This is a genomic window from Xanthomonas sp. NCPPB 1132, from assembly GCF_056629235.1.
The window spans coordinates 2,314,655-2,333,229 of record NZ_CM152819.1; the positions used below are offsets into that span (position 1 = coordinate 2,314,655).

13 protein-coding genes are annotated in these 18,575 nt (G+C 68.9%); 4 read left to right on the forward strand and 9 right to left on the reverse strand.

Annotated elements, in window-relative coordinates; all coding sequences use genetic code 11:
• Positions 1 to 102 precede the first annotated feature (102 nt).
• From dnaJ to AC1G9L_RS09835, 3 genes are all read left to right on the forward strand, one after another.
• The gene (dnaJ, locus tag AC1G9L_RS09825; RefSeq protein ID WP_019801035.1) at positions 103 to 1,233 is read left to right on the forward strand and encodes a molecular chaperone DnaJ; all 1,131 of its coding nucleotides are present in this window, start codon (positions 103 to 105) and stop codon (positions 1,231 to 1,233) included.
• 431 nt (positions 1,234 to 1,664) lie between these two features.
• Positions 1,665 to 2,585: a pyridoxal kinase gene (gene pdxY, locus AC1G9L_RS09830; protein ID WP_019801036.1), complete on the forward strand. Its 921-nt coding sequence runs from the start codon at positions 1,665 to 1,667 to the stop codon at positions 2,583 to 2,585.
• Positions 2,582 to 3,694, forward strand: coding sequence for a prephenate dehydrogenase (locus tag AC1G9L_RS09835; RefSeq protein WP_019801037.1), 1,113 nt, complete (start codon positions 2,582 to 2,584; stop codon positions 3,692 to 3,694). Before pdxY ends, AC1G9L_RS09835 begins: the two co-directional genes overlap by 4 nt.
• Before the next feature lie 411 nt (positions 3,695 to 4,105).
• Here the strand turns inward: AC1G9L_RS09835 and AC1G9L_RS09840 are convergent, their stop codons facing one another.
• The 5 genes from AC1G9L_RS09840 to AC1G9L_RS09860 form a co-directional block, all read right to left on the reverse strand.
• On the reverse strand, positions 4,106 to 4,318 hold the full coding sequence (locus tag AC1G9L_RS09840; protein ID WP_010344257.1) for a hypothetical protein: 213 nt from the start codon (positions 4,316 to 4,318) through the stop codon (positions 4,106 to 4,108).
• 118 nt (positions 4,319 to 4,436) lie between these two features.
• On the reverse strand, positions 4,437 to 6,203 hold the full coding sequence (locus AC1G9L_RS09845; protein ID WP_481070879.1) for an ABC transporter transmembrane domain-containing protein: 1,767 nt from the start codon (positions 6,201 to 6,203) through the stop codon (positions 4,437 to 4,439).
• Positions 6,200 to 6,793 carry an IMPACT family protein gene (locus tag AC1G9L_RS09850; protein WP_017908536.1) on the reverse strand — a complete coding sequence of 198 codons (594 nt, stop codon included), beginning with the start codon at positions 6,791 to 6,793 and terminating at the stop codon, positions 6,200 to 6,202. Before AC1G9L_RS09850 ends, AC1G9L_RS09845 begins: the two co-directional genes overlap by 4 nt.
• 56 nt (positions 6,794 to 6,849) lie before the next feature.
• The gene (locus AC1G9L_RS09855; RefSeq protein ID WP_481070881.1) at positions 6,850 to 7,983 is read right to left on the reverse strand and encodes a hypothetical protein; all 1,134 of its coding nucleotides are present in this window, start codon (positions 7,981 to 7,983) and stop codon (positions 6,850 to 6,852) included.
• Positions 7,980 to 8,534 (reverse strand): RNA polymerase sigma factor, encoded by a 555-nt coding sequence (locus AC1G9L_RS09860; protein WP_019802177.1) that lies wholly within the window; start codon positions 8,532 to 8,534, stop codon positions 7,980 to 7,982. The genes AC1G9L_RS09855 and AC1G9L_RS09860 overlap by 4 nt, the downstream gene beginning before the upstream one ends.
• 219 nt (positions 8,535 to 8,753) lie before the next feature.
• Here AC1G9L_RS09860 and AC1G9L_RS09865 point away from each other — a divergent pair, with 219 nt between their 5' ends.
• Complete coding sequence (locus tag AC1G9L_RS09865) at positions 8,754 to 11,639, forward strand: bifunctional diguanylate cyclase/phosphodiesterase (RefSeq protein ID WP_481071087.1); 2,886 nt, start codon at positions 8,754 to 8,756, stop codon at positions 11,637 to 11,639.
• A 387-nt stretch (positions 11,640 to 12,026) separates the two neighbouring features.
• Here the strand turns inward: AC1G9L_RS09865 and AC1G9L_RS09870 are convergent, their stop codons facing one another.
• The 4 genes from AC1G9L_RS09870 to AC1G9L_RS09885 all read right to left on the reverse strand — a co-directional run bounded on the left by AC1G9L_RS09870 (position 12,027) and on the right by AC1G9L_RS09885 (position 18,524).
• Complete coding sequence (locus AC1G9L_RS09870; RefSeq protein WP_010344248.1) at positions 12,027 to 12,620, reverse strand: LOG family protein; 594 nt, start codon at positions 12,618 to 12,620, stop codon at positions 12,027 to 12,029.
• A 230-nt stretch (positions 12,621 to 12,850) separates the two neighbouring features.
• Positions 12,851 to 14,287, reverse strand: a complete 1,437-nt coding sequence (gene lpdA, locus AC1G9L_RS09875) for a dihydrolipoyl dehydrogenase (RefSeq protein ID WP_019799371.1) — start codon at positions 14,285 to 14,287, stop codon at positions 12,851 to 12,853.
• Between the two features lie 149 nt (positions 14,288 to 14,436).
• The gene (gene sucB, locus AC1G9L_RS09880) at positions 14,437 to 15,651 is read right to left on the reverse strand and encodes a dihydrolipoyllysine-residue succinyltransferase (RefSeq protein ID WP_019799370.1); all 1,215 of its coding nucleotides are present in this window, start codon (positions 15,649 to 15,651) and stop codon (positions 14,437 to 14,439) included.
• Between the two features lie 47 nt (positions 15,652 to 15,698).
• A complete protein-coding gene (locus AC1G9L_RS09885; RefSeq protein WP_019799369.1) occupies positions 15,699 to 18,524 on the reverse strand; it encodes a 2-oxoglutarate dehydrogenase E1 component in 2,826 nt (941 codons plus the stop codon).
• Between the last annotated feature and the right edge of the window lie 51 nt (positions 18,525 to 18,575).

Consider the following 18,575-nt stretch of genomic DNA (forward strand, 5'->3'; position numbering starts at 1 on the left):
CACTCCCATCCCTGTCCATCAAGTTTGTAAAAGCGGAAGAGCCGAGGCTCTCCGCTTTTGCATTGAACGAATCCCGACTCCCGACTCCCCAATCCCCGCCCTATGAGCAAACGCGACTATTACGAAGTGCTGGGTGTGGCCCGCACCGCCAGCGACGACGAGCTGAAGAAGGCCTATCGCCGTTGCGCGATGAAGTACCACCCGGACCGCAATCCCGGCGACCACGCCGCCGAGGCCGCGTTCAAGGAATGCAAGGAAGCCTATGAGGTGCTCTCCGACGGCAACCGCCGGCGCATGTACGACGCGCACGGCCACGCCGCGTTCGAGCACGGCATGGGCGGGATGGGCGGCGGCCCTGGCGGCCCGGACATGGGCGATATCTTCGGTGACATCTTCGGCAACATCTTCGGTGGCGCCGGCGGTGGCGGGCGTGCGCCGCGGCGTGGTGCCGACATCGGCTACGTGCTGGAGCTGGACCTGGAAGAAGCGGTGGCCGGCATCGAGCGCCGCATCGAAATCCCGACCCTGAGCGAATGCGAGCACTGCCACGGCAGCGGCTCGGCGGATGGCAAGGTCGAGACCTGCGGTACCTGCCACGGGCGCGGCCAGGTGCGCATCCAGCGCGGCATCTTCGCCATGCAGCAGACCTGCCCGCATTGCGCCGGTCGCGGCCAGATCGTGCAGAACCCGTGCGGCGAGTGCCATGGCGCCGGGCGTGTGGAAGAGACCAAGGTGCTGTCGGTGAAGATCCCCGCCGGCGTCGACAACGGCGACCGCATCCGCCTGTCGGGCGAGGGCGAGGCCGGTCCTGCCGGTACCCCGCCGGGCGATCTGTACGTGGAAGTGCGGGTGCGCGAGCATGCAATCTTCCAGCGCGACGGCGACGACCTGCACTGCGAGGTGCCGATCCGCATCTCGCAGGCGGCGCTGGGCGACACCGTGCGCGTGGCGACCCTGGGCGGCGAGGCGGAGATCCGCATCCCGGCCGAGACCCAGACCGGCAAGCTGTTCCGCCTGCGCGGCAAGGGCGTGCGCTCGGTGCGCAGCCGCAGCGAAGGCGACCTGTACTGCCGCGTGGTGGTGGAGACCCCGATCAACCTCACCGCCGACCAGCGCAAGCTGCTGGAGCAGTTCGAGTCCACCTTCACCGGCGAGGACGCGCGCAAGCATTCGCCGAAGTCGGCGACCTTCATCGATGGGGTGAAGGGGTTCTGGGACCGGATGACGTCGTGAGGCCGGGATGATCAGCCATTCGGCTGCTGAAAAGCCGGGGATTCGGGATTCGGGATTCGGGATGACAGCCTGCGGCTGTTGAAGGCCGGGATTCTGGATTTTCCAAGCGTTCCTGGTCGCTGCCAGGCTTTTGTGGGAGGGGCTTCAGCCCCGACGCTTTACCGTCAAAGCGTCGCGGCTGAAGCCGCTCCTACAGCGGAATGTTGTGCTGGAATGTTTCGGCCGCTGCCTATAGCAGAGGTATCAAGATTCGATTCCGGATGTTCGGCCGTTCTTCCGCATCCGTCCGGACTCCCTGTTGTGTAGGAGCGGCTTCAGCCGCGACGCTTTCTCGTCGGAGCGTCGCAGCTGAGGCCGTTGTTGCTGAAAGCCATGCAACGCGCCGGCACGCGCCCATCAGGGCGTCCTTGCGCCGGCGCTACACTACGGCGATGAACGCTTCCGCCGACAACGCCACCGCACGTCATCTCATCCATGGCCGCCGCCAGCGGCCCGACGGACCGGTGCCGGTCGACGTCATTTCCGTGCAGTCGCAACTCGTCTATGGCCACGCCGGCAACAGTGCCGCTGTGCCGCCGTTGCGCGCGCTGGGCCTGCGCGTGGCCGAGATCCCGACCACCTTGCTGAGCAATGCGCCGTTCTACGCCACGCTGCGCGGCAAGGTGCTGCCGTCGGACTGGTTCGCCGATCTGCTGCTCGGCGCCAGCGAACGCGGCCTGCCGCAGCGTGCGCGCATGCTGGTGTCCGGCTATTTCGGCAGCGTCGGCAATGGCACCGCCTTCGCCGATTGGCTCGACGCGACGCTGCCGCAGTGCCCGACGCTGCGCTACTGCCTGGATCCGGTGATCGGCGATACGCACACCGGTCCCTACGTGGAGCCGGGCCTGGAGGCGATCTTCGCCGAGCGCCTGTTGCCCCACGCGTGGCTGGTGACGCCAAACGCGTTCGAGCTCGGCCGCCTGACCGGCATGCCGGCACTGGCGCAGGACGACGCGATCGCCGCAGCACGCGTGCTGCTGGCGCGCGGACCGGAATGGGTGCTTGCGCACAGCGTCGGCGGCGATGCCGGGCAACTGGTGACGCTGGCGGTGAGTCGCGAGGCGGTCTACCGCTGGTGCTCGCCCTTGCTGCCGGTGGACGTGGCCGGTACGGGCGATGTGTTGATGGCGCTGCTGGTGGCATTCCTGTTGCGTGGCGACAGCTTCGAGGCGGCGATCGGCCGCGCCATCGCCGGCGTGCACGCGGCGCTGGAGGCGACCCTGGCCGCGGACGTGGAAGAACTGGACGTGCTGGCGGCGGCACCGGCTGCGCTGGCCACGCCGCTGCGCTTTACCGCCGAGCGCCTGGCGTGAGCCTGCGCCCGGTCGTCGGCATCGTCGGCAGTGCCGGCGCCTATGGCCGCTGGCTGAGCCGCTTCTTCCGTGAGCGCATGCAGTTGCAGGTGATCGGCCACGATCCGGCCGACCCGCAGTCGCTGGCGCCGGAGGCGCTGCTGCAGCAGGCGCAGGTGCTGATCTTCTCCGCGCCGATCCGGCACACGCCGGCGTTGATCGGCGAGTACGTGCAGCGCGCCGGCGGCCGCGAGCGCGACCAGCTCTGGCTGGACGTCACCTCGGTCAAGGCCGCGCCGGTGGCGGCGATGCTGGCCTCGCAGGCGGAAGTGGCCGGGCTGCATCCGATGACCGCGCCGCCCAAGTCGCCCACGCTCAAGGGCCGCGTGCTGGTGGTGTGCGAGACGCGGGTGGCGCAGTGGCAGCCCTGGCTGCACACCATGTGCGCCGCGCTGGAAGGCGAGTGCGTGCACACCACGCCCGCGCACCACGACCAGGTGATGGCGCTGGTGCAGGCCATGGTCCACGCCACGCACCTGGCCCAGGCGGGCGTGCTGCGCGAACATGCGCCGGCGCTGGGGCCGTTGCAGGCCCTGCTGCCGTACCGCTCGGCCTCGTTCGAACTGGATACCGCGATCATCGCGCGCATCCTGGCCCTGAATCCGGCCATCTACGAAGACATCCAGTTCGGCAATCCGCATGTAGGCGATGTGCTGGACGGGCTGATCGCGCAGCTGTCGCGGCTGCGCGATCAGGTCGGTCGCGGCGACGATGCGGCGCGCGCGCAATTCCGCGCCGAGTTCCTCGACGCAAACCGGCAGGCCTTGGGCGAGGCGGCCATCGCCCAGGGCAACTACAGCTACGAGCGCGTCGGTTATCTGCTGGCCGACCTGACCGAGCAGTCCACGCTCAGCGTCTACCTGCCGGAGGACCGCGCCGGTTCGCTGCGCGCGCTGTTGCACGTGTTCGAGCGCCATGGGGTGAATCTCGCTTCGATCCATTCCTCGCGCACGCAGGCGGGCGAGCTGCATTTCCGGCTCGGCTTCGATCCGGCCAGCGATGCGGGGGCGGTGCGCGGCGCGGCGGCGGAGATCGATGCCAGTGGGATCGGGCGGGTGCTGGCGGGGTGAATTGCATCGCACGCCGTCGGGGCTGAAGCCGCTCTTACAAGAACTTGCGGCGAGTTGGCTGGGGCACTGTGGGGAGGGGCTTCAGTCCCGACGCGGTGCGCCATGAGGACGCATGCCGCTTCGCTCGTCGCGGCTGAAGCCGCTCCTACGAAAGCACGCAACACCCGTCGTAGGAGCGGCTTCAGCCGCGACCGTGCAACTCGCCAGACGCGTGCACGGGAACCACCAACGCCTGCCGCAATTCATCCACAGCGCATGTGGATGGCCACTGCGCAAACATGTGGATAACTGTCGGCGCGCCTTGCGGGGCAAGCCTGTCAAGAGAGGTGGCGAAAAATTCACCAGCTTGCCGCCAGCACCCCGAACGCCAGTGGCGATGACACGGCACGGCGGCACACTGTGGTGGCGATGCTAGACCGCGGTCAGGGTCAACTCGCCGCCGGTGGTGACGAACTGCTGGCCGCGGCGGATCAGCTTGCGGCCGTCGGCCAGTTCGTAGCGCAGTCCGCTGTCGGCGTGCGGGTCGTGCTGCGCCTGTTGCTGGCGAGGCGCATCGTCCTGGAACTCGGTGATCAGATAGGCCTCGCCGTCGGGACCGAGGGCGGGCAATTGGCGAAAGGACATCGGAAGCCTCCTGTCGAACGCTGCATCGAATGCGGGACGCCGGAGCGGCGGCCGCGGGCGCGCGGCCGCAGCGCAGACGCGGTCCGACCGTAGCCCCGGCGTCGTTAGCGCGGCGTGCTCAGTCGATGAATTGCAGGCGAGCGAGTTCGGCGTACAGCCCGTCCTGCGCCAGCAGCTCCGCATGGGTGCCCTGGGCGACGATGCGGCCATGGTCCATCACCACGATGCGGTCGGCCTTCAGCACGGTGGCCAGGCGATGCGCGATCACCAGGGTGGTACGCCCGGCCATCAGCCGCTCCAGCGCCTGCTGCACGGCGTGTTCGCTCTGCGCGTCCAGGGCGCTGGTGGCCTCGTCCAGCAGCAGGATCGGCGCGTCCTTGAGCAGGGCGCGGGCGATGGCGATGCGCTGTTGCTGGCCGCCGGACAGGCGCGCGCCGCGTTCGCCCAGTTCGCTGGCATAGCCGTCGGGCAATCGCCGCAGAAACGCGTCGGCTTCGGCCGCGCGCGCGGCGGCCTCGACCTCGGCCTCGCTGGCCTCGAGCCGGCCGTAGCGGATGTTGTCGGCGGCGCTGGCGGCGAACAGGGTCGGGTGCTGCGGCACCAGTCCGATCGCCGCGCGCAGTTGCGACGGGTCCAGCGTGCGCAGGTCCAGGCCGTCCACCTGCACGCTGCCCGATTGCGGATCGTGGAAGCGCATCAACAGTGCCAGCACCGTGCTCTTGCCGGCGCCGGAGGGGCCGACCAGGGCCACGCTCTCGCCGGGCCGCACGTGCAGGTCGAAGCCGTCCAGCGCCGGCTGATCGGGGCGCTGCGGATAGCGGAAGCTGACGTTGTCGAAGCGCACCTCGCCGCGCAGCGGCTGCGGCAGCGCACGCGGTTGGGCCGGGGCGACGATCTCGGGATGTTCCTGGAACAGTTCGGCGATGCGGCCCATGCCGCCGGCCGCGCGCTGCAGGTCGTTCCAGACTTCGGCCAGCGAGGCCACCGAACCGCCGCCGAACATCGCGTACAGCAAAAACTGGCCGAGCGCGCCCGCACTGAGTTCGTGGGCGGCGACCTCGTGCGCGCCCAACCACAGCACCAGCACGATGGCGCCGAAGACCAACACGATGGCCGCGGCGGTGATCAGCGCCTGCGCGCGGACCCGGCGCCGCGCCACCGCCACGGTCTGCGCCAGCGCTTCGCCGAAGCGGCCGCGTTCGTAGCCTTCGCGCGCGTACGCCTGCACCGTGCGCACCGCGCCCAGGGTCTCGGCGGCCAGGGTGTTGGCCTCGGCGACACGGTCCTGGCTGGCGCGCGAGATCTTCTGCAGGCGCCGCGCGCCGAGCACGATCGGCAGCACCGCCACCGGAATGCCGAGCAGGGTGTAGGCGGCCAGGTGCGGGCTGGTCACGCACAGCATCACCACGCTGCCGACCGCGGTGACCGTGCTGCGCAGCGCCACCGACATGGTGCTGCCGATGACCCCGCGCAGCAGTTCGCTGTCGGCCGACAGGCGCGAGACCAGTTCGCCGCTGCGGTTGCGGTCGTGGAAACCGGCATGCAGCCCGATCAGATGCGTGTACAGGCGTTCGCGCAGGTCGGCGACCACCTTCTCGCCGAGCAGCGACACGAAGTAGAAGCGCGTGGCGGTGGCCACCGCCAGCACCACCGAGACCGCGAACAACAGGGCGAACGACTGGTTGATGAGGCCGACGTCCTCGAAGCCGTGGTCGATCATCTGCCGGACCGCGACCGGCAGGCTCAGCGTGGCGCTGGAGGAGATCGCGAGCGCCACCAGCCAGGCGATCAGCAGCCCGCGCCGGCGACGCACGAACGGCCACAGGGTGCGCAGGCTGCCGAGTCTGCGCAGCGACTTGGCCTGGTCGGCCGACGGGGTGTTCATGCGGGGGCGGGTTCCGAACAGCGGACCCGATTGCGAGTGGCGTCGCGCAGGCGGGTTTTCAAGGCGTCGACGCGATCGCGGGGCAGGCGCAGGCGCAGTTCGGCGCCGCCGGCATCGAAGCGTTCATCGAGTTTTTCCGCGGCGCAGGCGCTCAGCGCGGCATGCACCGCGCCCAGGTCGTCGAAGCCGCAGTGCAGGGTCAGCAGGCTCAAGGCCAGCAACGGTTGCCGCGGCGCCAGGCGCAGGCATTCGGCCGCGCTGCCGCCATAGGCGCGGACCAGGCCGCCGGCGCCGAGCTTGATGCCGCCGTACCAGCGCGTGACCACCACCACCACGCGGTCGAAGCCCTGGCCGTCGATCGCCGCCAGGATCGGCCGGCCGGCGGTGCCGGCGGGCTCGCCGTCGTCGCTGGAGCGGTATTCGTCGCCATGGCGGTAGGCCCAGCAATTGTGGGTGGCGTCGGCCACCATCACCTGCTGTACGAACGCCAGCGCTGCGCCGGCGTCGGCGATCGGCGCGGCGTGGGCAATGAAGCGGCTGTGCTTGATCTCCACGCTGTGGCTGACGGGGTGCGGGAGCGTGTCGGGCATCGGCGGCATTGTAGACGAGGTGCGGCCTCGGCCCGCCGTGGCGGTCGCGGCGCAGCTCAGTCCGGCAGCAGCGGGCGCAGATCTTGCGGGATCGACCGCTGCGGATGCGCATGCTGGAAGCGCAGCAGGCTGGCGCGTGCGGTCTCGAGTTCGCCTTGGTCGCGGCGCTCACGGATCCGCTGCAGCCAGCTGCGCGGCGATAGCTGCGCATCGGCCTCCACCGCGGCCGCCAGGGCGCTGGTGCCGGACTCCGGCAATGCCGCGGCGGGGGCCGCAGCGGATGTCGAAGGGCGCAGCGAGAGGGTGTCCGCCGTCTCGGCCGCAGCGGCCTTCGCGCGCGCGGAGGTCGCCAGCCTGGACGGGGTGGGAGTGTCGGCGGGCGCATTGCGCGCCAAGGCGTCCTGCGCCGTTTCCGCGCGCGTGGGTGCACGCAGCGGCATTGCGGCCGGCGTAGCTTGCTGCTCGGCGGCAGACGCATTGCTGTCGGCCGCAAAAGCCTGCGGTGGCGGGGCCGGGGCCGGTGGAGCGGCGGGCGCCACCATGGCCGCTGGCGCGGGAGAAGGCATGCTGCGCGTGGGCGCTGGCTTGTGCATCGGCGCCTGCGCACGCTCGGACAGCGGCGCGTCGGCTGTCTCCGTCGCGATGCGCGCGGAGGCCGCAGGGGCGGGGGCCGCTGTCTCAGGGGCTGCCGGCGCAGCGGTCGCCGGTGCTGGCTCCTTGGAGGGTGGGGCCGGGGAGGCGACGGGTGTGGCGGGGGCGTCGGCGGCGGACGTGGCTGCCGGGGCCGCGGCAGATGCCGACGCCGGCGCGGAGGGTGCTGGTGGACGTGCGCGCCAGGCGATGCCGGCCACCAGCACCAGCGAGGCGGCCAGGCCGAGCCAGGTCGGCCAGCGTGCACGCGACGCAGGCGGGGCGGCACGCGATGCAGGCGCCGGGCCTGGCTCGGCCGGGTCGGCGGTCGCGATGGAGGCGGGCGCGGCCGCGGTCATCGCCGCGGCGGCCTGCGCCCGCGCGCGCTCCGCGGCGCTGCTGGGATACTCCGGGACCTCGGCGGCACCCGGTGCGACCGCCGCGCGCGCGGCGGCCAGGATCGCCGCATCCAGCGCCGGCGGCGGCAATGCCTGCCGGCCCAGGCGCAGGCGTTCGGCCAGCGCGCGTTCTTCCGGGGTCAGCGGTTCGTCGGCGCTCATCCGCCCAACCTCGCACGCAATTTGTCCATCGCATAGCGCAGCCGCGACTTGACCGTCTCGCGGCCGACGCCGGTGATCTGACCGATCTCGTCCAGGTTCAATTCCTGCTCCAGGCGCAGCAGCAGCACGTCGCGTTGCTCCTCGGGAAGCGCATCCAGCGCCAGTTGCAGCTGGCGCCGCTGCTCGAAGGCGGACAGTTGCCGCTCCGGCGTGTCGGGGTCCTGCACGCGTGCGGTGCGCAGGTCGGCGTCGGCTGGCGCCGGCGGGCGATGCTTGGCCGCGCGCCAGTGGTCGCCGAGCCGATTGTGGGCGATGCGCAGCAGCCAGGTGGTGAACGCGGCCTGCGGCTGCCACTCCAGGCGTGCGGCGATCACCCGCTGCCACACGTCCTGGAACAGCTCTTCGGCCAGCGCACGGTCGCGCAGTTGTCGCAGCAGGTACTGGTACAGGCGGCCACGGTGGCGCAGGTACAGGGTCTCGAACGCGCGCGCGTCGCCGGCCGCGTAGGCCAGCATCAGGGCTTCGTCGCTCGCTTCGACCGGGGCGTCCACGGCGGCAAGCCTAAGCGTTCGCCGGGCCGCCGCATAGTCGGGAGGCGAGGGGCCGGCAGAGAGTGGCGACGGCGGAAATTCTGACAACATGTGTAGACAAACGCCTATCTCGTCGCGTCGGGGTCGATCTGCCGTCGATCGGTCCATGCAACAGGTATGCTGATGATGAAGGGCGAGCGTGGAGCGGTTCCGGGGGGCCCTGCAGGAGAATCGTTGTCGATGCTGTTCAATTCGTCCGCCACCGCCCGCGAAGACGCATCCGGCGGCCATGCGCCCGCCCGCACGGCGCAGGCCTTGTGCGGGCTGCTGCCGCCCGGCAGCGCCGTGGTGATCGGCTGCGGCGACGGTGTGGTCGGGCGCCTCCACGGCGCCAGCGCGGACGCGCCGGAGTGGCTGCAGGCGCTGGTCGCGCAGACGCTGGCCGCCACCGAGTTGCCGCCGTCGACGACACCGACGGTGCTGCACGTGCACCGCACCGCCGAGGGGGCCTGCGTGGTCATTGGCGCGCAGGCGAGACAGCCGCTGGATGCGGCGTATCGCGCGGCCTGGTGCCAGGCCGCGGTCGCGTTCGGTCTCAACCTGCTCGACACCGAGCGCATGCGCGCGCGCATCGCGGGCCTGGAAAAATCCAAGCAGTTGCAGCAGGCGCTGTACGAGATCGCCGACCTGGCCGGCGCCGATCTGGAAATGGGCCAGATGCTGCAGCGCGTGCATGCGGTGCTGGAATCGCTGATGTACGCGGAGAACTGCTACATCGTCGAATACGACGAAGACCAGCAGAGCATGCGCTTCCTGTATTTCTCCGACCGTCACGACGACTTCGTCGCCGATCCGGAGAAGACCTACCTGCTGCGCGACATGCCCAACAGCCTCACCGTGGGGCTGCTGCGCCACGGCCGTGCGGTGCGTGGGCCGTCGGAACAGGTGCGCGAGCGCCTGCAGGTGGGCTACAACGCCGAACACGGCCCGGACAGCCGCGACTGGCTGGGCGTGCCGATGTTGCGCGAGGGCCGCGTGTGCGGGGCCATCGTGGCGCAGAACTACGACTACGCGTTGCGCTACACCGATGCCGACCGCGCCTTGCTGGCCTACGTGGCCCAGCACGTGCAGACCGCGATGGACCGGCGGCATGCGCAGGTGCAGTTGGAGCGGCGCGTGCACCTGCGCACCCAGGAACTGCAGCGTGCCAACCACGACCTGCAGGAGGAGATCCAGGAGCGCAAGCGCGCCGAGACCCTGCAACTGGCGCTGTTCCGCATCGCCGAGCTGGCGATCCGCTCGGAGAGCCTGCAGCAGTTCTATACCGAGGTGCACGCCATCGTCGGCGGGCTGATCGACGCGCGCAATCTGTACATCGCGCTGCTGTCCGAAGACGACACGATGCTGGAGTTCGTGTACTCGCTGGACGAGTTCACCCCGTACCGGCCGCAGCGGCGCCGCGGCCGCGGACTGACCGAGTACGTGATGCGGGTGCGGCGCCCGCAACTGCTGGAGCTTCCCGACATCGACGCCTTGCTGGCGCAGGGCGAGGTGCAGGAATACGGCCAGCGCCCCTACAGCTGGCTGGGCGTGCCGCTGTTCGACGAAGGCGAGGTGATTGGCGCGATCGTGGTGCAGAGCTACATCGCCAAGGTGCGTTTCACCGAACACGACCAGCGCCTGCTCACCTTCGTCGCGCACAACGTCGGCAGCGGCCTGGCGCGGCAACGCGCGCAGGAACGGCTGCGGCTGGCCCACGCGGAACTGGAGCAGCGCGTGGAGGAGCGCACCCGCGAACTGGCCGAAGTCAACGAGCAGTTGCTGGCGCAGATCGCCGAGCGCTGGCGCGCCGAGCAGCGGCTGACCCACCAGGCGCTGCACGATGCGCTGACCGGGTTGCCGAACCGCTCGCATCTGCTGGACCGGCTCAGCGAGGCGATCTCGCGTGCCCGCGGCGGCGGCAAGACCTTCGCCGTGCTCTTTCTGGATCTGGACCGGTTCAAGCTGGTCAACGACAGCATCGGCCACGCCGCCGGCGACGAGATGCTGGTGCAGGTGGCCAAGCGTATCGTCTCCACGATCCGCGGCCAGGACGTGGTGGCGCGCCTGGGCGGCGACGAGTTCGCGGTGCTGACGCCGAGCGAGCACGGCCTGGACGGTGCGCGCGAACTGGCGCGGCGCCTGCTGCATGTGCTCGGCCAGCCGATGTGGGTGGCTGGCCGCGAACTGTTCCCCTCGGGCAGCCTGGGCATCGCGGCCTGGCATCCGCGCTACCACAACGGCGAGGAGATGCTGCGCGACGCGGACGCGGCGATGTACCGGGCCAAGGCGCAGACCCAGGACCGCTGCGTGGTGTTCGACGAGGCCATGCGCGAGGCGGCGCTGCGCAGCCTCGATCTGGAGGCGGACCTGCGCCGTGCGATCAACAATCGCGACTTCGAGCCGTTCTACCAGCCGATCGTGCGCCTGCACGACGGCGAGGTGATCGGCCACGAAGCGCTGTTGCGCTGGCGCCACGAAAGCCGTGGGCTGCTGGTGCCGAGCCAGTTCATCGATCTGGGCGAGGAGAGCGGCCTGATCGAGCAGGTGGACTGGCTGCTGTACGCGCAGGTGATCCGGCGCCTGGCACAGAGCGAGGGCGGCTACGTCTCGGTCAACGTCTCGCCGCGGCACTTTCGCTCGCCGGACTTCACCGAGCGGCTGTTCGGGCTGATCGACAGCGCCGGCGCCGACCCGCGCCGCCTGCGCGTGGAGATCACCGAGGTGGCGCTGCTCGACGACGCCCCGCGCACCCTGGCCATCCTGCAGGCACTGCGCGAGCGCGGCGTGCTGGCGCAGCTGGACGACTTCGGCACCGGCTTCTCGGCGCTGTCCTACCTGCATCGCTTCCCGATCTCGGTGCTGAAGATCGACCAGAGCTTCGTCGCCGGCCTGCAGGACGAACGCGGCACCGGCAGCCACGCGCTGGTGCGCGGCATCCTTGCCCTGGCCAGCACCCTGGGGATCGAGACGGTGGGCGAGGGCATCGAGACCGAGCAGCAACTGGCGACATTGCGCGAGCTGGGCTGCAATTACGGGCAGGGCTATCTGCTGGGCCGCCCGGCCGCCGCACCGCAGCAGCTTTGAGGCGATCGAACGTGGAGTGCGGCGCCATGCGCCCGGCACACGCTGTCCCCACGCGCTCGTTGGGCGCAGCGCGATGCGTTATGGCGCGTTTGTTGGATTCGCGCTTCCGACGCTGGAGCGACTGAAGGTGTCGCCATGGCGGGTCGCCGCGTAGGAGCGGCTTCAGCCGCGATGGGCTTTACCGAGAACGCCCGTCGCGGCTGAAGCCGCTTCTACAGGACACGTCGGTGACCTAACGGGCTGCCACGCCCCAAGCGCTTGCAGTGGATCCGATTCCCTTGGCGCAACGCGCTGCGCCGCTTTTCGTCGATCCGCGCCGCGGGAACAATCGGGCGCCGAGATGGATGACGCGTCGCCACGCGTCATGACGTTGCTGCTCTCGGAGTCTCAGCGCAACGCGTTGCGTCGCTTCTCGTCGATCCACTTGGAAGCCTGCGCCGGCGTGTAGTCCCGCATCCAGCCCAGCATCGTGTCGATGTCGCTGCCGTACCACAGGTCGGCACGCTGGTCCGGGTGCAGGAAGCGCTCTTCGACCATGCGATCGATCATGCCGATCAGCGGCGCGTAGAACCCTTCCACGTCGAGGAAGGCGCAGGGCTTGTTGCCGATGCCGAGCTGGCGCCAGGTCAGCATCTCGAAGATTTCCTCCATGGTGCCGAAGCCGCCGGGCAGGGCGACGAAGGCATCGGACAGATCGAACATGCGCGACTTGCGCTCGTGCATCGAACCGACGATCTCCAGTTCGGTGAGGCCGCGGTGCGCCACTTCCCAGTCGGCCAGTTGCTTGGGAATCACGCCGGTGACCTCGCCGCCAGCAGCGAGCACTGCATTGGCCACGGTGCCCATCAGACCGACATTGCCGCCGCCATAGACCAGTCGCAGGCCTTGCTCGGCGATGCGGGTGCCCAATTCGGTGGCACGTTCGACATAGGCGGGCTTGTTGCCGGCGTTGGAGCCGCAGTAGACGCAGATGCTTTTCATGGGATTCGGGATTCGGGATTCGGGATTGGGGATTCGTAAAAGCGGTGAGTGGGTCGGGGTGCTGATGATGCCGGAGTGGGCGCGGATCATCGCTTGATCGGCTTCATGCGTGGGGCGATCCGCAAAGCACAACGCCGGGCATGTGCCCGGCGCTGTGGGATAAAGGATCGGGGATGGAGGCAGGGAAGCGGCTTTGGCGAATCCCCACTCCCGAATCCCCAATCCCGGCCTCAATTGGCCTTATGAATCGCCCGCTTGCTCACCGCCATGGCCGCGTCGTGGATCGCTTCGGACAGGGTGGGGTGGGCGTGGCAGATGCGCGCCAGGTCGTCGGCCGAACCGTTGAACTCCATGGTCAGCACGCCTTCGTGGACCAGTTCGGAGACGCCGACGCCGACCAGGTGCATGCCCAGCACGCGGTCGGTCTCGGCGTGGGCGATGACCTTGACGAACCCTGCCGGCTCGCCCATCGCCACCGCACGGCCGATCGCCGCGAACGGGAAGCTGCCGGCCTTGTACGGCACGCCCTCGGCCTTGAGCTGCTGCTCGGTCTTGCCGACCCAGGCGATTTCCGGCTCGGTGTAGATGACCCACGGGATGGTGTCGAAGTTGACGTGGCCGGGCAGGCCGGCGATCAGTTCGGCGACCGCGATGCCTTCCTCGAAGCCCTTGTGCGCCAGCATCGGCCCGCGCACGCAGTCGCCGATCGCCCACACGCCGTCCACGCCGGTGTGGCAGTGCGCATCGACCTCGATCTGGCCGCGCTCGTTGACCTTGACGCCGGTGCCGTCGGCCAGCAGGCCCTTGGTGGCGGCGCGGCGGCCGACGGCCACCAGCAGCTTGTCCACGTTGAGGGTCTTCTCGCCTTCGCCATCGCTGTAGGTGACGACGACTTCCTGCTTCTTGCCCTTGCCGGTGACTTCGGTCTTGGAGACCTTGGCGCCGAGCTTGATGTCCAGGCCCTGCTTCTTGAATTCCTTCAGCGCGGTCTTGGCCACTTCGGCATCGGCCAGGGCCACGAAGTCCGGCAGCGCCTCGAGGATGGTGACCTCGGCGCCCAGGCGCTTCCACACGCTGCCCAGTTCCAGGCCGATCACGCCGGCGCCGATCACCGCCAGGCGCTTGGGCACTTCGGTGAAATCCAGCGCGCCGACGTTGTCGACGATGGTCTCGCCGTCGAACTTGGCGAACGGCAGCTCGATCGAATCCGAGCCCGCGGCCAGGATCACGTTGGTGCCCTTCAGCTCGACTTCGCTGCCGTCGTGCTGCTTGACCTTGACCACGTTGCCCGGCTGCAGTTCGCCGAAGCCGTAGTACGGGGTGATCTTGTTCGCCTTGAACAGCATCGCGATGCCGCCGGTGAACTGCTTGACGATCTTGTCCTTGCGCCCGACCATCGCCGCGACGTCGATCTTGGCATCCTTGAAGCTGATGCCGTGCTCGCCGAACAGGTGGCCCATGTTCCAGAACTGGCGCGAGGAATCCAGCAGCGCCTTGGACGGAATGCAGCCCACGCGCAGGCAGGTGCCGCCCAGCGCCGGCTTGCCGTCCTTGCCCAGCGCCGCGTCGATGCACGCGGTCTTCAGGCCCAACTGGGCGGCGCGGATGGCCGCGTGATAGCCGGCGGGACCGGCACCGATGACGACGACGTCGTATTGTTCGCTCATTTCATTCGCTCACACGGGAATGGGGAATAGGGAATGGGGAATCGCAAAAGCGCATGCGCCTGCCGCCTCCCATCCAGGTCCAGGCGGGAACAGGGCAGGGAAATGGGCGCTTGTCCCATTCCCCACTCTCCATTCCCGATTCCCGGCTTTTACAGACCGAACAGCATCCGGCCCGGGTTTTCCAGCTGGTTCTTGATGTCGACCAGGAACTGCACCGAGTCCTTGCCATCGATGATGCGGTGGTCGTAGGACAGCGCCAGGTACATCATCGGCGCGATCACGACCTGGCCGTTCTCGGCGATCGGGCGCTCCTTGATCGCGTGCATGCCCAGGATCGCGCTCTGCGGCGGATTGATGATCGGGGTCGACAGCAGCGAGCCGAAGGTGCCGCCGTTGGTCACGGTGAAGGTGCCGCCCTGCAGTTCTTCCAGGCTCAGCTTGCCGTCGCGCGCCTTCTTGGCGTAGTCGGCGATGCCCTGCTCGATGTCGGCGAAGGACTGCCGCTCGACGTTGCGCAGCACCGGCGTGACCAGGCCCTTGTCGGTGGACACGGCGATGGAGATGTCGCTGTAGCCGTGATAGATGATGTCGTCGCCGTCGATCGAGGCGTTGACCAGCGGGAAGCGCTGCAGCGCGTTGGCCGCGGCCTTGACGAAGAAGCTCATGAAGCCGAGCTTGATGCCGTGGGCCTTCTGGAACTCGTCCTGCAGTTCCTTGCGCGCCGCCGAGACCTTGGCCAGGTTGACTTCGTTGAAGGTGGTCAGCATCGCGGTCGAGTTCTTCGACTGCATCAGGCGCTCGGCGATGCGCTTGCGCACGCGGGTCATCGGCACGCGCTCTTCCGGACGCGCACCGCTGGCCTTGCCGGCACCGCCGTTCTTGGCGTAGTTGAGGATGTCTTCCTTGGTCACCGCGCCGCGGCGGCCGGTGCCTTCGACCTGCGACGGATCCACGCCTTCGGTGATGGCGCTGAAGCGCGCGCCCGGCGGCAGGCTGGACACATCGCCGGCGGCCTTCGGCGCGTCGGCCTTGGCGACCTTCGGCGCTTCCGCGGCGGCGGCCTTGGGCGCTTCGGCCTTCGGTGCCTCGGCGACCTTGGCCTCGGCAGGCGCCGCAGCGGCGGTCGCGCCTTCCTCGATGATCGCCAGGATCTGCGAGCTGGTCACGGTGGCGCCGGTCTCGAACTTGATCTCCTTCAGCACGCCATCGACGGGCGAGGGCACTTCCAGCACGACCTTGTCGGTCTCCAGGTCCACCAGGTTCTCGTCGCGCTTGACCGCCTCGCCGGCCTTCTTGTGCCAGCTGGCGATGGTGGCATCGGATACGGATTCGGGCAGTACCGGAACTTTGACTTCGGTGGCCATTGCAGGGGGCGTCCTAGTGGTGTCTTTTTTGAAGTGTGAAAGGGTGTTTATTCAGCGACTTGGTCGTTGAACGGATTCAACAGCGCATCGGCGACCAGCTTCAGCTGCTCTTCCACGTGCTCGGCGAAGTGGCCGGCGGCGGGAGACGGCGAACGGGCACGGCCGGCGTAGTGCAGGCTCTGTCCGTCGGCCAGGCAGGCCTGCAGGTGGTGCTTGATCTGGTACCAGGCGCCCTGGTTCTGCGGCTCTTCCTGGCACCAGACCAGGTCGGTGGCATTGCCGTAGCGCTTCAGTTCGGCCGACAGCAGCTCGCGCGGGAACGGATACAGCTGCTCCACGCGCAGGATGGCGACGTCGTCCTGGCCACGCTTGGTCTGGTCCTCGAGCAGGTCGTAGTAGACCTTGCCCGAGCACGCGACCACGCGCTTGACCTTCTTCGGATCGGCCTTGGCGTCCGGGATCAGGTGCTGGAACTCGCCGCCGGCCAGTTCCTCCAGGGTCGACACCGCCAGCTTGTGGCGCAGCAGCGACTTGGGCGTCATCACCACCAGCGGCTTGCGCGTGGACATGCGCATCTGCCGGCGGATCATGTGGAAGGCCTGGGCCGGAGTGGTCGGCACGCAGACCAGCATGTTCTCCAGCGCGCACAGCTGCAGGAAGCGCTCCAGGCGTGCGGAGCTGTGCTCCGGGCCCTGGCCTTCGTAGCCATGCGGCAGGAACAGCGACAGGCCCGAGATGCGGCCCCACTTGGCTTCGCCGGCGGCGATGAACTGGTCGATCACCACCTGCGCGCCGTTGGCGAAGTCGCCGAACTGCGCTTCCCAGATGCACAGCGCGTTGGGATCGGTGGTGGAGTAGCCGTACTCGAAGCCCATCACCGCCTCTTCGCTGAGCAGCGAGTCGATCACGGTGGCGTCTTCCGGGTTCTCCACCAGCTGCCGCAGCGGCAGGTAGTAGCTGTCGGTCTTCTGGTCGTGCAGGATCGCGTGGCGGTGGAAGAACGTGCCGCGACCCGCGTCCTGGCCGACCAGGCGCAGCTTGTGGCCTTCGCCCAGCAGGGTGGCGTAGGCCAGGTTCTCGGCGAAGCCCCAGTCGCCCGGCAGTTCGCCGGCGGCCATCTTCACGCGGTCCTCGTAGATCTTGGCCACACGCGGGTGCAGCTCGACGCCGCCCGGGATGGTGGTGATGATCTTGGCCAGCTGGTCCAGGGTCTTGCGCTTGACCGTGGTGTCGACCTTGTCCGACAGCTTGCCCGACAGGTACTTGGACCAGTCGATGGCGAATTCGTCGGGCTTGCGGGTCGCCAGCTCGGTGGTGTACTCGCCCGAATCGAGCTTGTTGCGGTAGCCGTCGACCAGCGCCTGCGCCTCGCCGGCCTGCAGCACGCCTTCGCTTTCCAGCTGGGCGGCGTACAGTTCGCGGGTGGTCTTGTGCTTGCGGATGGTCTGGTACATCACCGGCTGGGTGGCCGCCGGCTCGTCGGCCTCGTTGTGGCCCCAACGGCGGTAGCAGACCAGGTCGATGACCACGTCCTTGTTGAACTGCTGGCGGAAGTCGTAGGCCAGGTTGGCCACGAACGCCACCGCGTCCGGATCGTCGCCGTTCACATGGAACACCGGCGCGCCGATCATCTTGGCCACGTCGGTGCAGTACAGCGTGGAACGGGCGTCGTCGCGGGCGCTGGTGGTGAAGCCGATCTGGTTGTTGACCACGATGTGCACGGTGCCGCCGACCGCGAAACCGCGCGCCTGCGACATCTGGAACAGCTCCATGACCACGCCCTGGCCGGCGAACGCGGCGTCGCCGTGGATGATCACCGGCAGCACCGACTTGCGCGCGGCGTCGCCGTAGCGCTCCTGGCGCGACCGCACGCTGCCGACCACCACGGGGTCGACGATTTCCAGGTGCGAGGGGTTGAACGCCAGCGCCAGGTGCACCGACTTGCCGTCGGCCACCGCCACGTCGGCGGAGAAGCCCATGTGGTACTTCACGTCGCCGGTGTGGGCGCGGTCGTCGTGGGCGTGCTCGAACTTGCCTTCGAACTCGTCGAACAGCTTGCGCGGGTTCTTGCCCAGGGTGTTGACCAGCACGTTGAGGCGGCCGCGGTGGGCCATGCCGACCACGATGTCCTTGACCGCGTCGTTGCCGGCGCGCTGCACCAGCACGTCCATCATCGGGATTAGCGAGTCGCCGCCTTCCAGCGAGAAGCGCTTCTGGCCGACGTACTTGGTGTGCAGGTAGCGCTCCAGGCCCTCGGCGGCGGTGATCCGCTCCAGGGTGCGGCGGCGGCTGGCGGCGTCGCCGGCGATGTTGCCGCCCGCGTTCTCCAGGCGCTGGTAGATCCACTGGCGCTGTTCGAACTCGGAGATGTGCATGAACTCGCTGCCGACCGACCCGGTGTAGGTCGCCTTCAGCCGCGCCAGCAGGTCGCGCAGTTTCATCCGCGGCTGGCCGCCGAGGCCGCCGGTGCTGAACTCGCTGCCCAGATCGCTTTCCGACAGGCTGTGGAACGGCAGGCCCAGGTCCGGCGGGTTCACCGGCGGGGTCAGGCCCAGCGGATCCAGGCGCGCGCCGAGGTGGCCGCGCGAACGGTAGGCGGTGATCAGGCGGCCGACATGGCGCTCGCGCTCGTCGCCGCTCGGGCCGGTGCCGCTGTTGGCGGCCTGGCGCGCGGCGCTGGCGATGTGGGCGATGACCGCAGAGTGGGGAACGTCACCAGCATCGCGGCCCTGGAAGCCGTCGAAGTAGGTTTTCCACTTGGGATCGATGCTGTCGGGAGAGACCAGATACTGTTCGTACAGGTCTTCGATATAGGCGGCATTGCCGCCGGCGAGTTGCGATGACTGCGCAAACTGCTTGAGTAGATTGTCCACGATGGTGGGGTGCGGTCGCTTTGTTTGGGGTGGCTTGCGGCAGGAACCGGC

What these genes read in the sequence shown, in the direction of transcription:
- dnaJ (WP_019801035.1), top strand. Translation starts at nt 103, where the DNA reads ATGAGCAAACGCGACTATTACGAAGTGCTGGGTGTGGCCCGCACCGCC.
- pdxY (WP_019801036.1), top strand. Translation starts at nt 1,665, where the DNA reads ATGAACGCTTCCGCCGACAACGCCACCGCACGTCATCTCATCCATGGC.
- AC1G9L_RS09840 (WP_010344257.1), bottom strand. Translation starts at nt 4,318, where the DNA reads ATGTCCTTTCGCCAATTGCCCGCCCTCGGTCCCGACGGCGAGGCCTAT.
- AC1G9L_RS09845 (WP_481070879.1), bottom strand. Translation starts at nt 6,203, where the DNA reads ATGAACACCCCGTCGGCCGACCAGGCCAAGTCGCTGCGCAGACTCGGC.
- AC1G9L_RS09850 (WP_017908536.1), bottom strand. Translation starts at nt 6,793, where the DNA reads ATGCCCGACACGCTCCCGCACCCCGTCAGCCACAGCGTGGAGATCAAG.
- AC1G9L_RS09855 (WP_481070881.1), bottom strand. Translation starts at nt 7,983, where the DNA reads ATGAGCGCCGACGAACCGCTGACCCCGGAAGAACGCGCGCTGGCCGAA.
- AC1G9L_RS09865 (WP_481071087.1), top strand. Translation starts at nt 8,754, where the DNA reads ATGCTGTTCAATTCGTCCGCCACCGCCCGCGAAGACGCATCCGGCGGC.
- AC1G9L_RS09870 (WP_010344248.1), bottom strand. Translation starts at nt 12,620, where the DNA reads ATGAAAAGCATCTGCGTCTACTGCGGCTCCAACGCCGGCAACAAGCCC.
- lpdA (WP_019799371.1), bottom strand. Translation starts at nt 14,287, where the DNA reads ATGAGCGAACAATACGACGTCGTCGTCATCGGTGCCGGTCCCGCCGGC.
- sucB (WP_019799370.1), bottom strand. Translation starts at nt 15,651, where the DNA reads ATGGCCACCGAAGTCAAAGTTCCGGTACTGCCCGAATCCGTATCCGAT.